This window comes from Rhizobium sophorae, from assembly GCF_013087515.1.
Lineage (GTDB): Bacteria > Pseudomonadota > Alphaproteobacteria > Rhizobiales > Rhizobiaceae > Rhizobium > Rhizobium sophorae.
In genome coordinates this window covers 128,340-147,516 of record NZ_JABFCN010000055.1, presented here as the reverse complement: position 1 = coordinate 147,516, position 19,177 = coordinate 128,340, and the positions used below count along the sequence as shown (strand labels likewise).

The window sequence follows — 19,177 nt, the reverse complement described above, 5'->3', positions numbered from 1 at the left end:
TCCTCGCCCGGCCTATTCGCGGCGCCATTCGACGCGGCGGTTCAGCGCATCGACATCGTCTTCGGTGAGGTTTGCAGTTGCCGTGACGTCCACCGGCTCGGATGCTCCGCGGCCTTCGGCGTCGATTGTCGCGTCGAGGCCGTGGCTCTTCAGGAAATCGGCAACGGCCTGAGCACGGCGCTCGGACAGCTTCTGATTATAGTCGTCACTGCCGCGCCGGTCGGTATGACCGACGAGGATGATGCGGCCCGGCTTCTGCTCCTTCAGCGCATCCAGCAGCTCCTCAGCGGCTTCGGTGCCGATCGAGGTGAAGCTCGACTTGTTGAAGTCGAAGGTGATCGGAACCGGAATGGAGACCGGCACGATGCCGCGCACATTCTCGGAATAGATGCCGCCGAGCACGCCGCTGCGGTGATCCTTCTCGGCCGGCACGAAGCTGCCTTGCGGATTATCGCTCGTCGGGTTGGCGGCAAGGATGCGGGCCTGGGCGGCGCGCTGGATGAGATCGGAGATCGTCTCGGCGGGCGGTGCCTTCGGCGTGCGGGTCTCGTTCTTGATGATCTCGATCGCCTGCTGGTAATCGGCGGCGGCATCGGCGAAGCGGCGGGCGGAGAAATAGATCTCGCCGAGCGTGGCGGAGGCCTGCCAGAGCACCTGCGGGCTGTCGGCGGCGACAAGCAGCGGCTCATAATTGGCGACCGGCTGGTTGGCGGCCATCATCTCCTGGGCTGCGGAAAGCCTGAGGGCTGCGACGCGGCGCTGGGCATTTATCTGGAACTGGCCGCAATCGGCGCTGACGGCGATCGCATCGGCTTCAGCTGCGGCAGCGCTGATATCCTTGGCGGCAACGGCGGTGTTCAGCTTGTCGAGAAGCGCGGTGCAAACAGGTGTATCGGCGTTTGCTACCTCGATCTCCTCGCCGGCTTGATCAGGTTCGGCCGAACGGCCGAGGTTCAGCTGCGGCATCTTGATACTGAAACCGCCGGGAAGCTTGAACTGCGGCATCTTGATCTGCGGCATCGGCAGTTTCGGCATCTTCGTCTGCGAAGACTGGCTCGGCTGCTTGTACTGCGTCGGCTGTTTATACTGGGTCGGCCGGGTGGATGAGGTGGTATCGGCCGGACCGATCAGCTCCAGTTCGTCGGCGGCAAGCTCCTGGCCGGGCGCCAGATTGGTGACGATCTTGTATTTCTTCGGCGGCTGTTGTGTTGCCTGCTCGACGGGCTTCGGCGCGACCTTTTTCGGGGCTGCCGGCTTCGGCTTTTCCACGACCGTTTCCGGCTTCTTGGCGACTTCCTGTTTCGTTACCGGCTTCGGTTTCGGAGCGGCCGCAGGTTTCGGCGCAACGGGCGGCTTTGCAGCCTGCTCGACCGGTTTGGCTGCGGGGGCGGCTGCGACGGGGGGGATGGCAGCCAGGCTATCGACCGTCGTCAGCATCAGCGTCTTGCTGCTGATCTTGGTGCCGAGGCTGCGGGCTTCTTCAAGGCTGCGGGAAACGGCATCCATGCCACCGTCGATCGAGCGGAACATGCCGCCACCGCTGCCGCCGAGATCGGCGAAGATGTTGAGCGGCTTGGAGGAATAGAAGACTTTGATCTGCTCCTGGCCCACCGGGCCAGAAACTTGCAGCCTGGCGCCGCTTGCCGGATCCGGCACCTGCACGCGCTTGCCGGCGCTGACAAGGGCGTCGGTCTGGTATTTGTTCGGGAAAAGCTTCACGACCGCGCCGTTCGGCGAGACGTTCAGCACCGTGACATAAGCGTTCTCGGTCGACTGGATGAAGAGGCCGACAACTTCGCCGATGGCGTATTTGGCTTCCGCGCGGTCGAAGGTGATGCTGACAGGCCCAGTCTGCGCCGGCGCTTCGGTCAATGTGCGTTCGTTCTGCGCCTCGACGGCGGGAACCACCGAAAAAAACGAAAGGAAGGTGGCTGCTGCCAGGATGGCTTTGCGGTTCGGCATTGGAAAACCTCCTCTTCGAACATCTCACACTGTGTTGAAGATGAGAATAGCACTGACTGGCGAAATTGGGATGGCTTCGCCTGTCTTGCTTGAGGGAGGGTTACAAATTATTTGGAGCCTGGAAGAATCCGCCAAGGCAAGACGTGAGCAAGACTCACGCTCTGGAATATCCGGTGCCTGTTATAGTCAATTCCAACTGCGAGGAGGCGGTTAGTTCTTAGGTTTCTGCCCGGCTGATTTCAAAATCGAGATCAGGTCGCTCATTCCCTCGGGCGAGGAATTGTAGAGCCAGAGGATATCCGGATTGTCGACCGTGAATTCCTTGCCGGGGCCTGAGCCCATGTCGCGGCCGGGCGAGGTCGCATCGGGCAGCTTCGCCTCGCCGGGCGTCAACCCCTTGGCGCGTTCGTGTTCGGCGATGATCGCAGTTGCTGCAGCAAAGGCCTTCTCGTCATGTTGACGCAGCGCTGCCAGCGAGGGGTTTCGCGCCGCAAGCGCGTCTTCGGCCGGGCCGGAATGCGCGAGCTCCGGTATCTGCAGCGCCAGCAGAAGGCTGATCGACAAGGTCATGAGCCAGGATTTCGTCATCGTCGTCAAATCCGTTATCAACCTGATGCGCGCCGCAAGAGCGCAAGCAGAGCGACAATAGGGAGAGGCCGGAAGGAAGGCAACGGCGCTCAGTGCCAATCGATTGGGAGGGTTGAAATCGGCTGGCAACTGCGCTGAGCCCCCGCTTGCACACTTCCGGGCGACATGCATTACAGGATCTTCAATTGCTGCAGGCTAAGGCGCAGATCACGCAGCATCTCCCCGAAAATCTCCTCGATCATTCCGGTCGACCAGACGACCATGGTGCCGTAGGGCGAGCGCTTGCGCTGCATGAAGCCCGCCGTCTCGAAATCGATCAACGTCTTGCGACAGGTCTCGCTCGACATCACCGCGACAAGAAAACGGGCAAGATTGGATTGGTCGATCGCGCCGGCTTTTTCTGCCCAGTTCTGGATCAGCCGCGGCTTGGTGTCGGCGGTGAACATCGATGCGAGCGCACGATCCTGCGAGAGCCCCAGACGCTGCAGCTTGGCCGGATCGCGGGTCAGCGAAACCACGTAATCATTGTGCAGATCGGCGAAGCGTTCGATATCTTCGGCGGTGCTGATGCCGAAGACCTTCATCGAATAGAGGAACTCGGCCATCAGATAGGTTGGCTCCGAGCGCAACTGCGCCAGATGCTTGTCGTCCTTGCCGGCCGAGGCGGCGCAGACGCGATCTGAGAAGTTTATTCTTGCCGCGCGAACCTGCTCCAGCAAGCTTATGTCGAGCGCCAGTTCGTCACCGTTCCATTCCAGCATAAGCATTTCCTGCCGACAAATCTTCGAGACGATGTTCTTGTACTATCGCGGGCGCAGATCTCCAAATCGTTTGGAAAGCAACGGCTTGCTGAGAGGTCATATCTAGCCTACCATTTTAAAGACTTGACGGTCACAGAGCATGATGCCGGGGGTCGAGGCAATGCGTGGTTTTGGGTCGCATATTTTGTTTGCCGCGGCACTTGCGGTCGCCTCGCCGGTTTTGGCCAAAGATACGACAATCATCGAGCTTCGCGGCGGCGACGGCGCGCGTTCGGTCGGCATCATCTCTTCCAACGAGGAAGCGGAGGCATCCGGGCCGGCGGCGATCACCGTCGGCGACGACGGCACGATCTACATCCTCGACCAGAACAACGGCCGCGTGCTCGCCGTCGACGCCGAACGTTCGCAAGCCGAGCCTGAGATCCTGCCGCTGCCGAAAAATGCCACGCCGGAGGATCTCGCCGTCGTTCACAACGAACTTTACCTCTGGTCGGACGGCGTCGTGCCGCTCGAGCGCTCCACCGATGCCGACGGCCGATCGCAGACGCTGCGCGCCGTCGACGGCGGCGGTGATGCCGACGACTACACCCGCTCGGTCTTCGCCTCGATGGGCTCGGTATCGCCGGGGCCGCTGAACAGCATCATCGACGAGATCGGCCGCAGCACCAGCCGGCCCGAGGCCCGCCCGCCGATCATTCAATATGTGCCGAGCCGCGGGCTCGGCGATATCGTTGCGGAGGTCCGGGCGGCCGCAAACGACAAGGCGGAAATCCTGCTGCGGCGAAGCAGCTCGGAGGAGAATTTTCTCTCGCTGCAGCTCGCCTCGGAAGGGCGGATCGGCACCGTCGAACTTCTCGACATCGACACGACAGGCAGGCCCTATGCGCTGGTCGAGCTTGTGCCCGCAGACCGGCCCGAGCGCACCGGCATGCTGGTGGTGCGCTTCACGCCGAACGGGGTGATGGACCGGGTCTACGACCTGCCGATCGAACCGGGCACGGTATTCTCCAGGCGCTTCATGGCGATCGGCCCGCGCGGCGACGTGCTCTATTTGAGATCGCTGGAAAGCCGGGCGCAGGTGCTGCGGCTCGACGGCCGGGAGCCCGGCCGCAAGCTTGCCGTCGCCCGCCCGGCCAAGCAGCCGACTGCCGGCAAGCCCGGCAAGATGCCGAAGGTGGCGATCGTGCCGAAATCGCGCAACGACGTCATCGAGCGGGCAATCGGCTTCGAGACGCTGAATTGGATGGTGACATCAACCGCCTATGGCAAGGATCCCGGCCCGGGCTGCGTCAACATGAACCGGCTGCGCCGACCGATCTACCTGATCGGCAAGCGCGGTCAGACGGTCAAGGGTGTTCCCTACTGCTGGGGCTGCAAGACGCCGCTCGAAAATTTCATCGGCGGCGTCGAAAAGGGCCAGACCGCCGGCAACGTCTGCACCAAGAGCGCGCCGCAATCCAACATCCTCGGCGTCGACTGCTCCGGTTTCGTCAGCGACGCCTGGGGCCTGAAGATGCACGTTTCGACGCGCGCCATCCCCGGGATCACCAAGCGCCTCTCCGACCCCTGGTCGATGCGGCCGGGCGATGCGCTGAACAAGCCGGGCTCGCATGTGCTGCTGTTCATGCGCTTCACGGCCGATAAGAAGGTGGAGGTGATGGAGGCCTCGCCGAATGCCTGCAAGGGCCGCGTCTGCCGCAATACCTATTCGCTCGGCAGCCTGTTGATGCGCGGCTACCAGCCGGTGCGTTTCAAGGGGCTCGACGGCTGAATGGTCGGAACCTACGCCGCCGGTCTTGATGCCAGCCGCCGCTTCGCCATCGCCAGAAGCCCATGCGCCGCGACGCTCTCGGCATAGGCCCGATAGGCGGGATCCCGGCTCAGCATGCGCTCTTCGGCGCGGGCGCGCATGACGTAGATAAGACTGACGATCGCCAGCATGCCGGCCCGGGCAAGCCCTTCCGCAAGTCCGCTGGCAAGGAAGCCTGGGATCGCAACCAGCCACCAGGCGATGTTCTTTGAGACATAGGCCGGATGTTTCATGAAGCGGTAGGGGCCCGATGTGATGATGCCGCGATGCGTGAGGTTTGAAAATCGCGGCCCGAAAGCGACGGTCGCCCAGACATAGATGACGGTACAGAACACCGTCGCGACGCTCCAGAGGATGAAGACGGCCGACCCTTCCTGGATCACGGTCTCCCAGCCCGGCCCCTCGCCATAGGGCACGAAGGCATGCGAGATCGCAGGGAAGAACGGCTCGTAGCAGATGAGGCAGACGAGCCAGCCGAGTGCGGTCGTCTCCGTTGCCCTGACATGCCATCCGAAAAGCTTGAAAGTCGCGACATAGCCGCCGGCGGCAAGCACGATGTCGAGAAGAAAGGCAAGCTGCAATAGGCCTTCGAACCAGGCGGCCGAGAGCGGCGGAAACGCCCAGGCCGGCTTCTCGGCAATATCGGAAAGAGCCGCCATGCCGCCCGAGAACATCAGGACGAGAAAGAAGCATTTGATCGCGAGCAGGCGCAATGCGAACAGCACGTCCTCCTCACGAAAATCCTGCATCAACACCGCGCGCCCGACCTGATTGAGATAATCGTCGGGCTCCTCCGCGACCAGATCGGTGACCGCGACGTAGAGAATGGTGGCGCCGGCAAGTGCGATGGAAATGGGAATAGTGGTGTGCCCAGCCTCGATGATCCACCGGACCGCCGACGACTGAGTGAAAAACGGAAAGACCGAACAGGCGATGACGACCACGCCAAGCAGCGCGGCGAGGCCGACAAGCTTCGTTCCGATGCGACGCCACACGATGGCGGCAGCCTCGTTTCGTCTCTTTCGCGATATCCAGGTCGAACGAGCAGCGAATATGCCGTCGACGGCGATCCACACCAGGAGAAGGCAGAACACGGCAAGCGCCATTGCCTTGCCGGGTTCAAGCTGCAGATAGGTTGAGAGCGCAATGCCCGTTGCTGCTCCGATGAACGTCGCAGCTTGGATCATGAAGGACCCTACCTTTACCAGGAAGGACCGCCGCTCGAAGAGTTGCCGGAGCTCGACGACCCGCTAGAGCTAGAGCCACCGCCCATGCCGCCGCCAGAACCACCGCCGCCGGAATTCCCACCGGAACTGTTCTCTGAGCGGGCGAAAGCCGGTTGATTGTTCTGTGCGGCCACTCTTCTAATAGTGGGCGTGGTTCTCCTGGTGGGCGTGGCGCTCCTGGCCGCTGGCTCTTCGCTGGCAAACAGCGTCCTGGCGCCAGGATCGAAGATGCAACTCTGCAGGATTGCGCCGGAACCTGTGATGAATGTCGAGCACAATAGGATGCGGATGATTAGCTTGCTGTTCATGTAGGGCGCCCCCGGACCGCCGTTTCAGAAGAGATCGTACCTCGGATTTCGCTTGACCCATGTCGCCTTTGCGAGCTTGACGAGCCTTTCATCGAGCGACTTGGTCTTCGGAATTGCCTTTTTTTCCTGAGCGGTCAGCTCGGCGGCAAAGGCGGCCTCCGCTTTCTTCTTCGCAGCGCCAGGCATCCTCTTGAGTTCCGCCAGCGCGTGGTTCTTGGGATCGCCGCTGCCCGGCATGTTGATGGCGGTCGCCAGCGCGAAATAACGCGCCGCGATTGCAAGGCTGTCGGCGTCGCCACCGTCTTCCTTAGCCAGTATCGCGCGGTCGAGTGCGCCCCAATAGTCGCCGCGTTCCGCGCCCATCTCCAGCCACTTCACCGCTTCCGCCTTGTCCGCGGCAACGCCGATACCGTCGCGGTACATGCGTCCGAGATTTGTCGGAGCATGGGGCTGGCCGCCTTCTGCCGCCCGCGTGAAAAGATCGAGCGCTTTCGGGAGGTCCTCCGGAGCGCCTTTTCCGAAACGGTAGACGAGCGCAAGATTGTTCAGCGAATAGATGTCGTTGCGCTGGACGCCGGCTTCGTAGAAGCGGATACCGCGATCGGGGTCGGCCGGAACGTTGATGCCGTTCAGGAAGATATAGCCGAGCTCGTTCATCGCATAGGTATGGCCGAGATCGGCGGCCTGCAGCATCAGGCGCAACCCGAGCTGCTGATCGGCCTTGGTGCCGCGGCCGTGATAGAGGGCTTTGCCGTAGCTGTGCAGGGCAAAAGGATCGCCCTTGGCCGCACCATCCTTGGCGATCTCACTTGCCTTGGCTGCGTCGCGCGGGACGGAGGCACCGAACTCGTAAAGCCTTGATAGTTCCTGGATCGCCCGGACATGCCCGGCATCCATTGCCTTCTTGATCGTGGCGAACGCCGTTTTGGTATCGCGGTTGGCAAGCTGGGCACGGCCGAGCTGATAGATGAAGCGCGCCACCTCGGGATAGGCCTTCACTGAGTCCATGCAGGCGGGCAGTGCTTCATCAGCGACGATCTCGTTTGGAAGCTTGCCTGTCGTCACGCCCTGCAGGTCGAGCGGAGCTGCGGCTGATGTGTCACAGGCGTCGAGCGTTGGCTTGAACGTGATGGTCGCCGGGGGCAAGTCGTCGTTGGCGGCCTGCAGCGTCAGGGCGAAAGGCTGGTTTTCGGTGCCGATCTGCGGCTCGTAGGCAAGCGCCGGGATATCGGCAGCTTCAAGCACATGGCCGAGCCCGATCACTCGGTCTCCGGCGCGCAGCGTGCCCTTGTCGGGCAGGGCCGCGACCTTGAAGGTCATTTCCGCAGCCGATGCCGGTACTTCAGGCAGGCCGGCCTTGACGGGGCCGACGCCGATCGTCATGTCGACGTCGCGTGGCAATGTCTTCAGATAGGCTTCGGCATCGGCCAGCCGTACCTGCTTTTCCTGTTCGAGCTGGGCGAGCTTGGCGCCGGCATCCGCCGAGACGGTGATCGCCACGACACCCTGCGTCGCCTGGCCGTAAGGGTCGCTCACGGTATAGCCGATCAGGCCGACGGTTCCGGCGGCAACACCCGATGAATCATAGGTCAGCGCCGTCAGTGCCGCGGCTGGCATCTTCGCGCCCTGCTCGACCGGCTTGCCGTCGAAGCTGAGTTTGCCGGTCTTGGGAAGCTGGTTGAGGGTGACGAGCAGCGCCGAGCCGGTCTCGTCATGCGGCGGGGCGATCGGCAATTTGGTCGTGGCCGCACCCTCCGGCACGCTCACCTGCTGCATCGGTTCGACGCTTGGCGGCGGCGGCGCCGGGATGAAATAGAAGCTGTCCATCAGCGAGGAGTTTTCCCAGGGAACCTGCTTGCCGTCGGTCATGGCGATCACGTCGCGGCGCACATCCGTCAGAACCTGGCGGATCTCCTTGTTGGGTTCGCTGGCGCGCTTGATGAAGGATTCGGAATAGGGGCTGAGCGCGCCCTCGCCATCGAGCGCCACCTGGCCGGGTTCTGTGGAAAAGGCAATCAGGCTGCCGAGATCGCTGTCGATGCGCGCAAGCCCGCGTGTGGCGCCGACCGGTTCCAGTTTTTCCGCCATCCAGAATTTCTGGGCATTGAAGGGATTGTTGCGGCAGGCATCGAGGAAGATCAGCTGCACCCGCGAATTCTGCTTGAGATGGTTCAGGATAAGGTCAAGCGGCATGGTCTGCGTTTCGACGTCATAGGGCGTCTCCAGCGTCGCATCGACAGGCACGATGAAATTCTGGCCGCCCACCTGGATACCGTGGCCCGAATAGTAGATCAGGCCGGCCTCGGCATTGCTGGTCGAACGCAGGAAGCGGCGCACCGTATCTTCGAGCCCGATGCGGTCGACATTGACGCCGATCGTCACGTCGAAACCGGCCGCGCGCAACGTGGTCGCGACCTCTTCGACATCATTGGCAGGATTGGGAAGCGAGGGCAGCGTCTTGTAGACCGAGTTGCCGATGACGAGGGCGACGCGGCGTCCGCTCTCCTCGGTGACGGCTGCATGTACCGTGCCGATCGATAGCAGCATTGCCGCGACGATCAGCAGAAAAGCGCATAGTCTCTTGACGCAGTGAAACTTGGGCATGGCTCGATCGCAAACATTCTATTGTCTAAGTTCAATAAAATTTGCTGGCCTGCTGGTGCTGGGCCCCCTCCGCATTCACTGTTCAAAACTATTCCTCGGCGCTCTAAAAAGCAAGCTTCGCCGCCTCCAAGTGAATTGGAGCAGTCCCGTCAGATTGGAAGCCCATCGGCGGCAGGAAAGACTGTAAAAATCAGGAATTCAACATGCGGTCGGCGAAGTTTCCTTAGCCTCGAAACGTATAGTTGCTGATCGAGGTTGGTTTCATCTCGATGGAGAAGCCCGGCAGGGCGGGCGGCATGTAGGCGGCGTTCTCGATCAGGCAGGGGTCGAGGAAGTGTTCGTGCAGGTGATCGACATATTCGATGACGCGACCTTCCTTGGTCCCCGACACTGCGACGTAATCGATCATCGACAGATGCTGGACATATTCGCAAAGGCCGACGCCGCCCGCATGCGGCCAGACCGGCAGGTCGAACTTGGCGGCGATCAAGAGCACGGAGAGAACCTCGTTCAGCCCGCCCATGCGGCAGGAATCGATCTGCACGATGTCGATAGCGCCTTCGGCGATGAACTGCTTGAACATGATGCGGTTCTGGCACATCTCGCCGGTTGCGACCTTCACCGGGCCGATCGCCTGGCGGATCTTGCGGTGGCCGGCGACATCGTCGGGGCTGGTTGGCTCCTCGATGAAGAAGGGCTTGGCGAAGGAAAGCGCCTTCACCCAGTCGATCGCCTGGCCGACGTCCCAGACCTGGTTGGCGTCGATCATCAGGTAACGGTCGGGGCCGATCACCTCGCGGGCGATCCTGAGGCGGCGGATATCGTCTTCCAGGTCGCGGCCGACCTTCATCTTGATATGGTTGAAGCCGGCATCGATCGCCTCCTGGCAGAGGCGCCGCAGCTTCTCGTCGCCATAGCCCAGCCAGCCGGCCGAGGTCGTGTAGCAGGCGTAGCCTTCCTTTTCGAGGATGGCGATGCGTTCCGCCTTGCCCGCCTCGGCGCGTTTCAGGATCTCGATCGCCTCGGCGCGCGTCAGCACGTCGGTGAGATAGCGGTAGTCGACGATATCGGCGATCTCTTCCGGCGATATTTCGGCGACGAGCCGCCAGACGGGCTTACCGGCCTGCTTGGCGAGCAGATCCCAGACGGCATTGACGACGGCGCCCGTCGCCAGGTGGATGGCGCCCTTTTCCGGGCCGATCCAGCGCAGCTGGCTGTCGCTGGTCAGATGCCGCCAGAAGGCGCCGGGATGGGCGAGAACTTCTGTAAGGTCGGCGCCGACGACGAGGTGGCGCATCGCTTCGATCGCCATGCAGCAAATGTCGTTGCCGCGGCCGATGGTGAAGGTCAGGCCGTGGCCGGCAAGATCAGGCGCATCCGTATCGAGAATGACATAGGCCGCCGAATAATCCGGATCGGGGTTCATCGCATCGGATCCATCCAGGCTTTGCGAGGTGGGAAAGCGGAGATCGAAGACACGAAGGTCAGTGATGCGGGTCATGGTGTTTCTCCCGATTATAATGGGCCTATTATAGAGAGCCGATCGCGGTGGCCGGGCCGGCCGGCAAGACTGCCGGGCCGGCCGCATCCGCTGAAATCAGATCGTCCAGCCGCCGTCGATCGCGATCGCCTGGCCCGACGTGTAGGTCGCGCCGGCGAGATAGACGGCGAGATCGGCGATCTCTTCCGGTGAGCCCAGCCGGCCCATCGGCTGGCGGGCGATGAAGGCGGCGCGCGCCGCGTCGTAATCGCCCTGCGCCCGCATACGGTCCTGCAGCGACGGGCTTTCCACAGTGCCGGGGCAGATGGCGTTGCAGCGGATGCCCTGACCGACATAATCGGCGGCGACGGCTTTGGTGAGCCCGATTACCGCCGCCTTGGTGACGCCATAGGCGAAGCGGTTCGGCACGCCCTTGATGCTGGAGGCGACCGAGGCCATGTTGATGATCGCCCCGTCCTTGCGCTCGATCATGCCGGGCAGCACGGCGCGGATGGTACGGATCATCGCCTTGACGTTGAGGTCGAAGGCGAATTCGAGATCGGAATCCGTCATCTCGAGGATCGAGCCGGCATGGACGAAACCGGCGCAGTTGAACAGCACGTCGACGGCGCCGATCTCGGCGACCAGAGCCTTGACCGCATCCTCTTCGAGCACGTTCAGCTTATGGGTGGAGACGCCGGTTTCGGCGGCAAGTGTCGCTAAGGCCTCGGTGTTGATGTCGGTCGCGTGAACCTTGGCGCCGATCGCGGCAAAGGCTGCCGCCGTCGCCCTGCCGATGCCCTGGCCGGCGGCGGTGATGAGAACGGTCTTGCCGGAAAGTCTGTTTGTCATGTCACGGGCCTTTTCTGGGATGTCTACGCTGGACGATGGAGTGCGGTTGATGTCTTGGCGAAGCTCGGTCGTGATGGAACGCCTCGTCCATCATCGTCCGCCATTCGCCCTCTTTGCGCGCTTCGACCGGGTTCTGGCAAGATGCGCGCGGCTCCTGTGTCTTAAATGGAGGAGTTGCCACTGTTGCAAAGGCAGATCAGCGCCGGATCCTATCGATCGGCTGCATGCGGACGCTTGACTTCGGCGACCTTCGCCGGCTCCAGGGCCGATGACCATTCCCATGCGCTGCATGGTCTTCCTCCCTGTCTCCCGGCGTGCTCTTCAGTGGTAATTTGTCTGTTTATAGACAAACAGACGATTGGCCAAGGGTCAAGTGCGAAGTTTTCCTTTTCCGGCTGCGGTTCTGCGTATATGCAGAATGATATTCACAGGGGGAAAGAATGGAGACCGACGAGTCCGACCGCTACCGCGCTCCTGCCCTCGACAAGGGCCTCGATATCCTGGAGCTGCTCGCCGGCGTCGACAGCGGTCTCACCCAGGCCGAAATCGCCAAACGGCTCGACCGCAGCCCCAACGAGTTCTACCGAATGCTCGATCGCTTAGTGCGCCGCGGTTACGTCACCCGACTGGATGGCGACCGCTATTCGCTGACACTGAAGCTCTTCGGCCTTGCGCAGCTGCACGCACCGGTGCGCCGGCTCGCCTCTTACGCCACGCCGCTGATGCGCGATCTTGCTCAGCGCACGCGCCAGGCCAATCATCTTGCCGTCTTCGATCGCGGAGCTGCCGTCGTCATCGCCCAGCAGGAGGCGCCGGACTATTGGGGATTTTCGATCCGCATCGGCGCCCATATCAGCCTCTTCGACACCGGGTCCGGGCATGTGCTGCTCGCCTTCCGCAGCGAGGAGGAGCGGGAGATGATGATCTCGGAACACGTGCGCAGCCGCGCGGACGTCGAACTCGGGCCAGAATTCTACGATCGTCTCCACCAGATCCGCGAGCGCGGTTACGAGATGATGGCGAGCGCCCAGACATCAGGCGTCTACAATCTTTCCGCTCCCGTTCTCGGCCCGGATCGCCGCTGCATCGCCGCCCTCACCTGCCCCTTTATCGCGCTCGTCAATGCGCCGTCCGCTCCCGATATCACGCAGGCGATCACACTGGTGCAGAAGACCGCCGCCCAGCTTTCGCTGCTTGCCGGCGCCGATGTCGTCAACCCGGCCTGAGGCCTAAGAATTTCTATTTGAACAATCCATTCACCGGGAATAGGTTTGCCGCAATCACTCTGGGAGGAGAAGAGCGTGTTCATCGACACCCATCTGCACATCATCGATCGATCGGCCCTGCCCTATCCCTGGCTTTCCGACGCGCCCGCTCTCGATCATGATTTCCTCTACGAGACCTATGCGACCGAGGCCCGGCGCTGCGGCATCACCACCGTGCTGCATATGGAGGTCGATGTCGATCCTGCCGCTATGCAGGCCGAGACCGATCACGTCGCCACGATCGCCAAAAAGGAAGGCAGTCTGATTGCCGGCGCCATCGTCTCCTGCCGGCCGGAAGCGGAAGGCTTTGCCGCCTATCTCGAGCGGCAAAAGGCCGATCCCTTCGTCAAGGGGTTCCGCCGCGTGCTGCATGTCGTGCCCGATGATATCTCCGAAGGCGCCCTGTTCCGCGAAAACATCAGGCGCATCGGCGGCAGCGGCCTGACCTTCGACCTTTGCACCTTGCCGCATCAGGCGAGCCGTGTGACCACCCTCATCGATCTTGCGCCCGACGTGCAGTTCGTGCTCGACCATTGCGGCGTGCCGGATATCCGCTCGGACGCCTTTGAGCCATGGAAGGCCGGCATATCGGAGATTGCCCGGCGGCCGAACGTTGTCTGCAAGATCTCCGGCGTCGTCGCCTATACTGATGCGAAGACATGGACGGCGCAAACGCTGCAGCCCTATATCGACCATGTGACCGCAAGTTTCGGCTGGGACCGCGTCGTCTGGGGCAGCGACTGGCCGGTCTGCACGCTCGGTGGCGGCCTCTCTACCTGGGTTGCGGCGACCCATGCGATGCTTTCCGGCGTGAGCGAGGAGGAGCGTTCCAAGTTGCTTTTCGTTAACGCACAGCGCCTCTGGTCGCTCTGACGTCACAAAATAAAGCGACCGGTCTCCTCGACGTGCCATTTCGGGATGTTTTTTGCGCCATTCCGGCACAAAAAGGGCCCGATTTTCGGGCTTAACTCTATCTACATGCAACCAATTGCTAGCCTTATTTATCTCGGCTAAAAGTTGTTGACACGGATATGGCGAATAACCCCTTGTCCGCTGCCTTCAGAAGGGAAATGAGATGAAAGAAGAACCGCATTCCGTCGATGTTCACGTCGGAAAGACGATCCGTATCCAGCGTTTGTTGAGGAAAGTTTCTCAGACGGAACTGGGCGATCGTGTGGGCGTAACGTTCCAGCAGATCCAGAAATACGAAAAGGGCTCCAACCGCGTTTCCGCCAGCATGCTGGTCGAAATCGCCGGCGCGCTGAAGGTCGATGTCAGGACATTTTTCGACGACCTGTCGACCCCTGATAATGCCAACGACAACCCCGCTCCCAGCGAGGAATTCGTTATTTCGCGCGAAGGCGTCCTTCTCAATGCGGCGTTCTTTTCGATCAAGAACGAAGCGCTTCGTAAAAAGATCCTGAAGCTCGTCCAGGCGATTGCCAACACCGAACAGTTGGATACTGAAGCGGCCGAATAGACCGGTTGTCCTTCACGATCCCAACGGACCGCATGAGGATCAATCAGGTTTAATCAGAATCGATCGGGCTCAATGGCGATCGATCAGGATTAGATTCTCGCTGGCATCCTTCATTGCGATCTTGGCTTTGCTGCCGAGCAGCTTCTCGAGATTGACGTCAAGCTCCCTGTCGGGATCTATGCCGTCCCAATCGATGACGACCTGCAGCAGCGCCATGTTCGTCAGGTGCATCAGATTGCGCAGCTGAAGCTTTTCAGCCTCCTCCTTGGCTGCCGACAGCAGCCGGAAGATCCTTGCGTATTCGCTGCCTGTACCTTCGTTGTGTTGTTCAAACATCGTTCCCGCCCTCTTTGGCCGTGGAACCCTACGATTCCATCACCAGCGCATCTTTCCGCCGCGACCGTTATTCAAGCGTTACAGCAACCGCATTGCGCGTGACTTCAGCGTGCAGGAGCTCCCAGTGCGAGGTTGCGGCAAAGTGCCAGTCACGGTTGACGGGGAGGAATCTGTCCCGGCGCAGCCATTCCAGTACCAGTCGCGCGTCGTTGCGCTTGCGCTCGACGCGGTTCTTGCGAATGGCGGCGAGGATGTGGTCGCGGCGCGGCTTGCGGAAATGGCACTCGTCGGCCACCTTGGCATAGGTGCGCTCGGAGAAATGCAGGAAACGGCCGGCAAGCAGCAGTTTCTTGCGCTCGCCGGGCGAAATCTCGCCTTTGGCGTAAAGCGCATCGACCGTCGGCTCGAAATCGACCCAGGGTACGGAAAGCGGCAGCCAGCCAAGTTCCTGCGGCGCATGCACCAGCGCGACGGCCTCGTCGTCGAGCAGCCGACCGGACTCGTAATCTTCAAAGATGGAGCCGAGCCCGACCATGCCGAAGGGGGCGCATTCGGCTGCCCGCAACGCGCCCATGCTGGCGCCGCCGGCAACGGCGACATCGTGTTCGAGTGCGTAAAGTATTTCCTTGTGCCAGACCGAGGGCAGATCGCCGAAATAGCCATCGACGAGGCCGATCGCGGTGGCGCCGTCCTGAACGGCCTTCAAGATGTCGCCGCAGGCGGCCGGCGGCCGGAAATCGATGCGAGGGGACATGGCTCTTGCCGCGGCAAGATCGCTGCCAAGGCTCGGGCCGACGAACAGCACCTTCATGATTCGGCTCCTCTCATGGTGTTGACCGCGCGCAGGCCGAGCTGGACGTATTGGCCTGAGATATCGACCTCCAGTCCCGGCACAATCACCCTGACGACGGAGGCCGGCCGGGCCGGGTGCGGAAACGGCACGACGACGATCTGCTCGATGCCGGTCGCCGCCAGCCGGCCGGCAATATGACCGATGGTGTCCTGGATCGTCGCCGGGCGGCGATCGCGGGCCTGGAACGACCGCATCCGGCCGTCGCCCTCGCAGAGTTCGACCACCTGCTGCATCGCCGCACTCCTGTCGAGCCGCTGATAGATGCGCGGCGAAAAATCGTCGCGGCTGCCGGCAATCGCGGTCAGCCGGCTCTGCGCCGCTTCGGTGATGGCGCGCAGCGCGGCGCGCACGGGATCGGGGTGACAGCCGCAGCCACCGCAGACATGAGACCAGCGCGCGTCGACGCGGTCGGAAAGATTACCCGGCATGATGACGGCCAGGAAAGCGGGAACGCCGATATCCGTCGTCATGTCGAGCAGCAGCAGTTTCATGCCGGCGCGGGTGATCCGGTCGGTCATGACGTCGATGACCGCATCGCCGAAGGAGGCGGGGTCGATGCGGCTCTCCTTCAGGCGCTCGGGCGATTTCAGCTGGGTCAAGGCCCAGGCGTCGCGCTCCACCAGTTCGCAAAGCCCATGCAGCACCGCTTCGGACGGCGTGTTGCCGGAGGCAAGCCCATCGCTCGACTGCTCGAAGCCCGGAGGCCTCTCGCCGCGATGGTCGAGACCGACGAGCCACCAGGGCACGAAGACGCTGCTGCCGGAAAGAATGTCGAGCCCTGAGCACCACGGAATAGGACTGCTGCCGATTTCGTCGGGGGCACAGCGTGCGACATTGTCGAGATCGATCATCGCGGCACGCTCCGCCCGCATGCTCTCGACCGTCGCCTGCGTCAGGTCGGCGGGGGCAATTTCGGCGATTCGTGTCTCGACCGCCTCCATGGCCGCTGAGGCCATGGCGGCATCATTGTCGATCCCCTTGCCCTGAAACACCGAGAGCGTATGGCTGTTCGGCCTCGTTGCAAAGGCGACGGGGATGTTCAGAACGTCGAGTGCCGTCAGCAGACCGATGCGCGTGATACCGAATTCGCGCAGATGCGGCCGGATGGCTGCAAGCGTCTGAGCCGGCGTGACGGCGCGGTCATGATAATCGCTGACACTGGCCGATGATCGTTTAAGGTCACCGGCAAGCGTTTCAAGGTCGGCGAAAACGGACATGCCGATCTGTTCCTTAGCGGAACTTCAGGGCATGTGTGAGGTTTTCGAGACCGTTCGGAGCGATGTTGAGTTCGTCCTGCTTCATCGCGGCCTTGGCTGCGGCCGAGAAACGCGGCTGGGAGAGAATTGCGGCATTGGTTTCAACATTGGTTTTCATTTTCCATCTCCGATAGGGAAGGCAGCGGGAGGCCGCCGTTAACCGCCGGAGAGGAACATTGCCTGCGTCATTTAAGCGTTACAGGCTTATTTAAAAAGCGATGGATCAGGGAAGTCCGGCCAGATGCAGGCCATGAATCAGCGATTCCGTATAGCGGGGGTCGCGATCAGGAACGAAATGGCGGATATCCTCGCTACGGAAATCCGGGAAATTTTCCAAAACGACCTTGGCATATGTATGGGCCTTCTTCATGTCGCCTGCCATAGCATGGGCGGCGGCGAGCAAGCGGGCCGTCGCCTGCTTGGATCTCACTGGCTCAAGCGCCTCGATCGTCTTTTCGTATTCTTCGCGATCGAAGTGAATGCCGCCGAGATTCCAGTAGTAATAGTCAGGCGGCAGGGGATTGAGCCTGAAGGCGGCCTTATTCAGCTCCAGCGCTCTGTCGAAGTCGCCATAGTGGCACAGCGCATCGGCATAGTCGGCCAGGATATCGGCATCATTGGGATTGAGATCCTGGGCCTGCTGGAAGTATTCCAGGCTTTCGTCGAAGCGGCGGCGATAAAGCGCAACGAAGCCGAGCTCGCGATAGGCCCGGCCGCTGTTCGGGTCGGACTGCTGCGCCTGCCGGGCAGCGCCGTTCGCCTCGTCGAGCAGTTCCTTGTCCCGCATGCCGCGGATCAGCCATTCCATGCCGAGCGCGCGCGACATGCCGGCATGGGCGGCAGAGAAATGTTCATAACGATTGAGTGAGGATTTGAACCATTTGCGCGCCTGGCGCAGATGCTGCAGATCGGTCTGGGCGATCAGCCGCTTGCCTTCCAGGTAGAGGCGGTAGGCGGACGGCGGCGCGTCGCCGATCGGCATCGCCAGTTCGTGACGCTCGATCGTGTCGGCGAGCGAGGAAACGATCCGGCGCGTCAGATGCGCGAAGGATTCGCTGATCTTCTGCATGACCAGTGGAAGTTCGATGGCCCAGATCACCTCCGATGTCGTCGTCCGCGTCAGCCGGCAAGTCGCAAAGACATCCTCGTCGCGGCCCTGGATGGTGACGTAGACCGCATAGTCGAAGCTGAGGTCGAGCGGACCGGGCACGGCACGCGACGGATCGATCGAACGGCTGAGGATTTCCAGGCTGGTATGCGCGGCGATCACCTTGAAGCCGCGCTGCTGGCTGAGGCCGATGGTGACGTCTTCCAGAAGGGCCCTGCCGACGCGCTCCATCAGCGGATCTGTGAAGATGCTTTCCGGCGGCAGGATGATGATACGCGGCTGACCAAGCGGGCTGACGGAAAGGTTAAGCGCCGACTGAGGATGTCCCGACGTCGCCTGTGCTGCCGGCGCCAGGTTTAGTTCGCGGGCAAGAGCGGTGGTGCTTTCTTCCGGCTCGGTGTCGAAGTCGTCCTTCAGCTGGCTCTTGCACTTCAAATAGGCCTGACGCGCCGCTGCCGAATCGTTCATCCTGACATAGGTGCGCATCAAGGCGCGATAGGCCGTCTCGCTGGCAGGGTCGAGTTCCAGCAGGCGCCTGGCAAGCTTGACCTGCTCTTCATCAGATCTGTCGTCTGAGGTCTCGACCAGCCGGGTGAGATGGGCGGAGCGCAATTCGTCGACACGCTGGCGCTCAAAGGTCAGCCAGTCCTCGGCGCCCTGTGTCGGCGATTTGACGCCTTCGAGCAATTCGCCGTTCAGGAGGTCGCCGTCTTCGGGAGCGAGCGGCCCTTTCTGTTTCAGGATATGAACGTCGACCTCCCAGCCATCGGCAAGGCCGATATGGGTTCGGGTCGGGGCAAGCAGCTGTGGAAGGCCGGCGGGAACGCTCTGTTCGATGCGCGCCAGCAGCTGGCGCAGGCTGCCGGCCCGTTTTTCCGGCAGTTCCGATTGCCAGAGCTGTCGCCTGACGGTTTCGCGGTCGAGTTCGAAATTGGGTTCGGCGGCGAGCATGGCGAGGAGAAAATAAGACTTCTCCGGCAAGGGGAGTTCCTTCCCCGCCGCCATCAATCGCGGTCTTCCGAGCAGGCAGAGCCTGTTCGTCAGCATCTGCCGGATGTCCGTCGCATCTCGGTTCTCACCTCTGAAAGCCAAGGCGCACAAGCGCACCGGCGGTCAAGAGATCATGTTAAAGCTATAAAGCCGCTGCGCATAGCGGCTTTGCTATAAAAAGAAGAAATTTCAGCGATTATTTGCATTTTCGCATGTCGCTCGCCGAGAAGATGCTTTGCCGATATTTTGGATGGCAGGCTTTTTTGCGTTCCCTGGCAGCAGGTTATTAAGCTATCGA

General features: G+C 61.8%; 16 protein-coding genes. 4 read left to right on the top strand and 12 right to left on the bottom strand.

The annotated features are described in order from the left end of the window. Window positions 1–12: 12 nt before the first annotated feature. The 3 genes from G9X64_RS30040 to G9X64_RS30030 all read right to left on the bottom strand — a co-directional run bounded on the left by G9X64_RS30040 (window position 13) and on the right by G9X64_RS30030 (window position 3,311). Window positions 13–1,962 carry a DUF4384 domain-containing protein gene (locus G9X64_RS30040; protein WP_171378011.1) on the bottom strand — a complete coding sequence of 650 codons (1,950 nt, stop codon included), beginning with the start codon at window positions 1,960–1,962 and terminating at the stop codon, window positions 13–15. A 210-nt stretch (window positions 1,963–2,172) separates the two neighbouring features. Then, window positions 2,173–2,550, bottom strand: coding sequence for a hypothetical protein (locus G9X64_RS30035; RefSeq protein WP_171378010.1), 378 nt, complete (start codon window positions 2,548–2,550; stop codon window positions 2,173–2,175). 170 nt (window positions 2,551–2,720) lie between these two features. Continuing rightward, on the bottom strand, window positions 2,721–3,311 hold the full coding sequence (locus tag G9X64_RS30030) for a hypothetical protein (RefSeq protein ID WP_168310443.1): 591 nt from the start codon (window positions 3,309–3,311) through the stop codon (window positions 2,721–2,723). 160 nt (window positions 3,312–3,471) lie between these two features. Between G9X64_RS30030 and G9X64_RS30025 the strand changes: the two genes are divergently transcribed. Further along, window positions 3,472–5,082 carry an NHL repeat-containing protein gene (locus tag G9X64_RS30025; RefSeq protein WP_171378009.1) on the top strand — a complete coding sequence of 537 codons (1,611 nt, stop codon included), beginning with the start codon at window positions 3,472–3,474 and terminating at the stop codon, window positions 5,080–5,082. An 11-nt stretch (window positions 5,083–5,093) separates the two neighbouring features. On the opposite strand, the gene G9X64_RS30020 is transcribed toward G9X64_RS30025, so the two are convergent. The 4 genes from G9X64_RS30020 to G9X64_RS30005 form a co-directional block, all read right to left on the bottom strand. Then, window positions 5,094–6,308 (bottom strand): methyltransferase family protein, encoded by a 1,215-nt coding sequence (locus G9X64_RS30020; RefSeq protein WP_171378008.1) that lies wholly within the window; start codon window positions 6,306–6,308, stop codon window positions 5,094–5,096. 371 nt (window positions 6,309–6,679) lie between these two features. Then, window positions 6,680–9,259 (bottom strand): caspase family protein, encoded by a 2,580-nt coding sequence (locus G9X64_RS30015; RefSeq protein WP_171378007.1) that lies wholly within the window; start codon window positions 9,257–9,259, stop codon window positions 6,680–6,682. Window positions 9,260–9,482: 223 nt separating this feature from the next. Further along, window positions 9,483–10,760: an L-fuconate dehydratase gene (locus tag G9X64_RS30010; RefSeq protein WP_171378006.1), complete on the bottom strand. Its 1,278-nt coding sequence runs from the start codon at window positions 10,758–10,760 to the stop codon at window positions 9,483–9,485. 96 nt (window positions 10,761–10,856) lie between these two features. Further along, on the bottom strand, window positions 10,857–11,591 hold the full coding sequence (locus G9X64_RS30005; protein WP_062944546.1) for an SDR family oxidoreductase: 735 nt from the start codon (window positions 11,589–11,591) through the stop codon (window positions 10,857–10,859). Between the two features lie 440 nt (window positions 11,592–12,031). On the opposite strand from G9X64_RS30005, the gene G9X64_RS30000 reads away from it, so the two are divergent. The 3 genes from G9X64_RS30000 (at window position 12,032) to G9X64_RS29990 (ending at window position 14,336) form a co-directional block, all read left to right on the top strand. Continuing rightward, the gene (locus G9X64_RS30000) at window positions 12,032–12,817 is read left to right on the top strand and encodes an IclR family transcriptional regulator (protein ID WP_171378005.1); all 786 of its coding nucleotides are present in this window, start codon (window positions 12,032–12,034) and stop codon (window positions 12,815–12,817) included. Window positions 12,818–12,892: 75 nt separating this feature from the next. Continuing rightward, entirely contained in the window at window positions 12,893–13,729 is an 837-nt protein-coding gene (locus tag G9X64_RS29995; RefSeq protein ID WP_168315171.1) for an amidohydrolase family protein, read from the top strand. 202 nt (window positions 13,730–13,931) lie between these two features. Further along, the gene (locus G9X64_RS29990) at window positions 13,932–14,336 is read left to right on the top strand and encodes a helix-turn-helix domain-containing protein (RefSeq protein ID WP_012763606.1); all 405 of its coding nucleotides are present in this window, start codon (window positions 13,932–13,934) and stop codon (window positions 14,334–14,336) included. A gap of 69 nt (window positions 14,337–14,405) precedes the next feature. Here the strand turns inward: G9X64_RS29990 and G9X64_RS29985 are convergent, their stop codons facing one another. From G9X64_RS29985 to G9X64_RS29965, 5 genes are all read right to left on the bottom strand, one after another. Beyond that, window positions 14,406–14,672 (bottom strand): hypothetical protein, encoded by a 267-nt coding sequence (locus tag G9X64_RS29985; RefSeq protein ID WP_004668299.1) that lies wholly within the window; start codon window positions 14,670–14,672, stop codon window positions 14,406–14,408. Between the two features lie 67 nt (window positions 14,673–14,739). Beyond that, window positions 14,740–15,483 (bottom strand): TfuA-like protein, encoded by a 744-nt coding sequence (locus G9X64_RS29980; protein ID WP_171378004.1) that lies wholly within the window; start codon window positions 15,481–15,483, stop codon window positions 14,740–14,742. After that, on the bottom strand, window positions 15,480–16,742 hold the full coding sequence (locus tag G9X64_RS29975) for a YcaO-like family protein (protein WP_171378003.1): 1,263 nt from the start codon (window positions 16,740–16,742) through the stop codon (window positions 15,480–15,482). The genes G9X64_RS29980 and G9X64_RS29975 overlap by 4 nt, the downstream gene beginning before the upstream one ends. A gap of 13 nt (window positions 16,743–16,755) precedes the next feature. Beyond that, entirely contained in the window at window positions 16,756–16,899 is a 144-nt protein-coding gene (locus G9X64_RS29970; protein ID WP_003548235.1) for a hypothetical protein, read from the bottom strand. A gap of 105 nt (window positions 16,900–17,004) precedes the next feature. Then, on the bottom strand, window positions 17,005–18,996 hold the full coding sequence (locus G9X64_RS29965; RefSeq protein ID WP_171378002.1) for an AfsR/SARP family transcriptional regulator: 1,992 nt from the start codon (window positions 18,994–18,996) through the stop codon (window positions 17,005–17,007). Window positions 18,997–19,177: the final 181 nt, after the last annotated feature.

What these genes read in the sequence shown, in the direction of transcription:
- G9X64_RS30025 (WP_171378009.1), top strand. Translation starts at nt 3,472, where the DNA reads ATGCGTGGTTTTGGGTCGCATATTTTGTTTGCCGCGGCACTTGCGGTC.
- G9X64_RS29980 (WP_171378004.1), bottom strand. Translation starts at nt 15,483, where the DNA reads ATGAAGGTGCTGTTCGTCGGCCCGAGCCTTGGCAGCGATCTTGCCGCG.
- G9X64_RS30040 (WP_171378011.1), bottom strand. Translation starts at nt 1,962, where the DNA reads ATGCCGAACCGCAAAGCCATCCTGGCAGCAGCCACCTTCCTTTCGTTT.
- G9X64_RS30010 (WP_171378006.1), bottom strand. Translation starts at nt 10,760, where the DNA reads ATGACCCGCATCACTGACCTTCGTGTCTTCGATCTCCGCTTTCCCACC.
- G9X64_RS30000 (WP_171378005.1), top strand. Translation starts at nt 12,032, where the DNA reads ATGGAGACCGACGAGTCCGACCGCTACCGCGCTCCTGCCCTCGACAAG.
- G9X64_RS29985 (WP_004668299.1), bottom strand. Translation starts at nt 14,672, where the DNA reads ATGTTTGAACAACACAACGAAGGTACAGGCAGCGAATACGCAAGGATC.
- G9X64_RS30020 (WP_171378008.1), bottom strand. Translation starts at nt 6,308, where the DNA reads ATGATCCAAGCTGCGACGTTCATCGGAGCAGCAACGGGCATTGCGCTC.
- G9X64_RS29975 (WP_171378003.1), bottom strand. Translation starts at nt 16,742, where the DNA reads ATGTCCGTTTTCGCCGACCTTGAAACGCTTGCCGGTGACCTTAAACGA.
- G9X64_RS30030 (WP_168310443.1), bottom strand. Translation starts at nt 3,311, where the DNA reads ATGCTGGAATGGAACGGTGACGAACTGGCGCTCGACATAAGCTTGCTG.
- G9X64_RS30005 (WP_062944546.1), bottom strand. Translation starts at nt 11,591, where the DNA reads ATGACAAACAGACTTTCCGGCAAGACCGTTCTCATCACCGCCGCCGGC.
- G9X64_RS29990 (WP_012763606.1), top strand. Translation starts at nt 13,932, where the DNA reads ATGAAAGAAGAACCGCATTCCGTCGATGTTCACGTCGGAAAGACGATC.
- G9X64_RS29970 (WP_003548235.1), bottom strand. Translation starts at nt 16,899, where the DNA reads ATGAAAACCAATGTTGAAACCAATGCCGCAATTCTCTCCCAGCCGCGT.
- G9X64_RS30035 (WP_171378010.1), bottom strand. Translation starts at nt 2,550, where the DNA reads ATGACGAAATCCTGGCTCATGACCTTGTCGATCAGCCTTCTGCTGGCG.
- G9X64_RS30015 (WP_171378007.1), bottom strand. Translation starts at nt 9,259, where the DNA reads ATGCCCAAGTTTCACTGCGTCAAGAGACTATGCGCTTTTCTGCTGATC.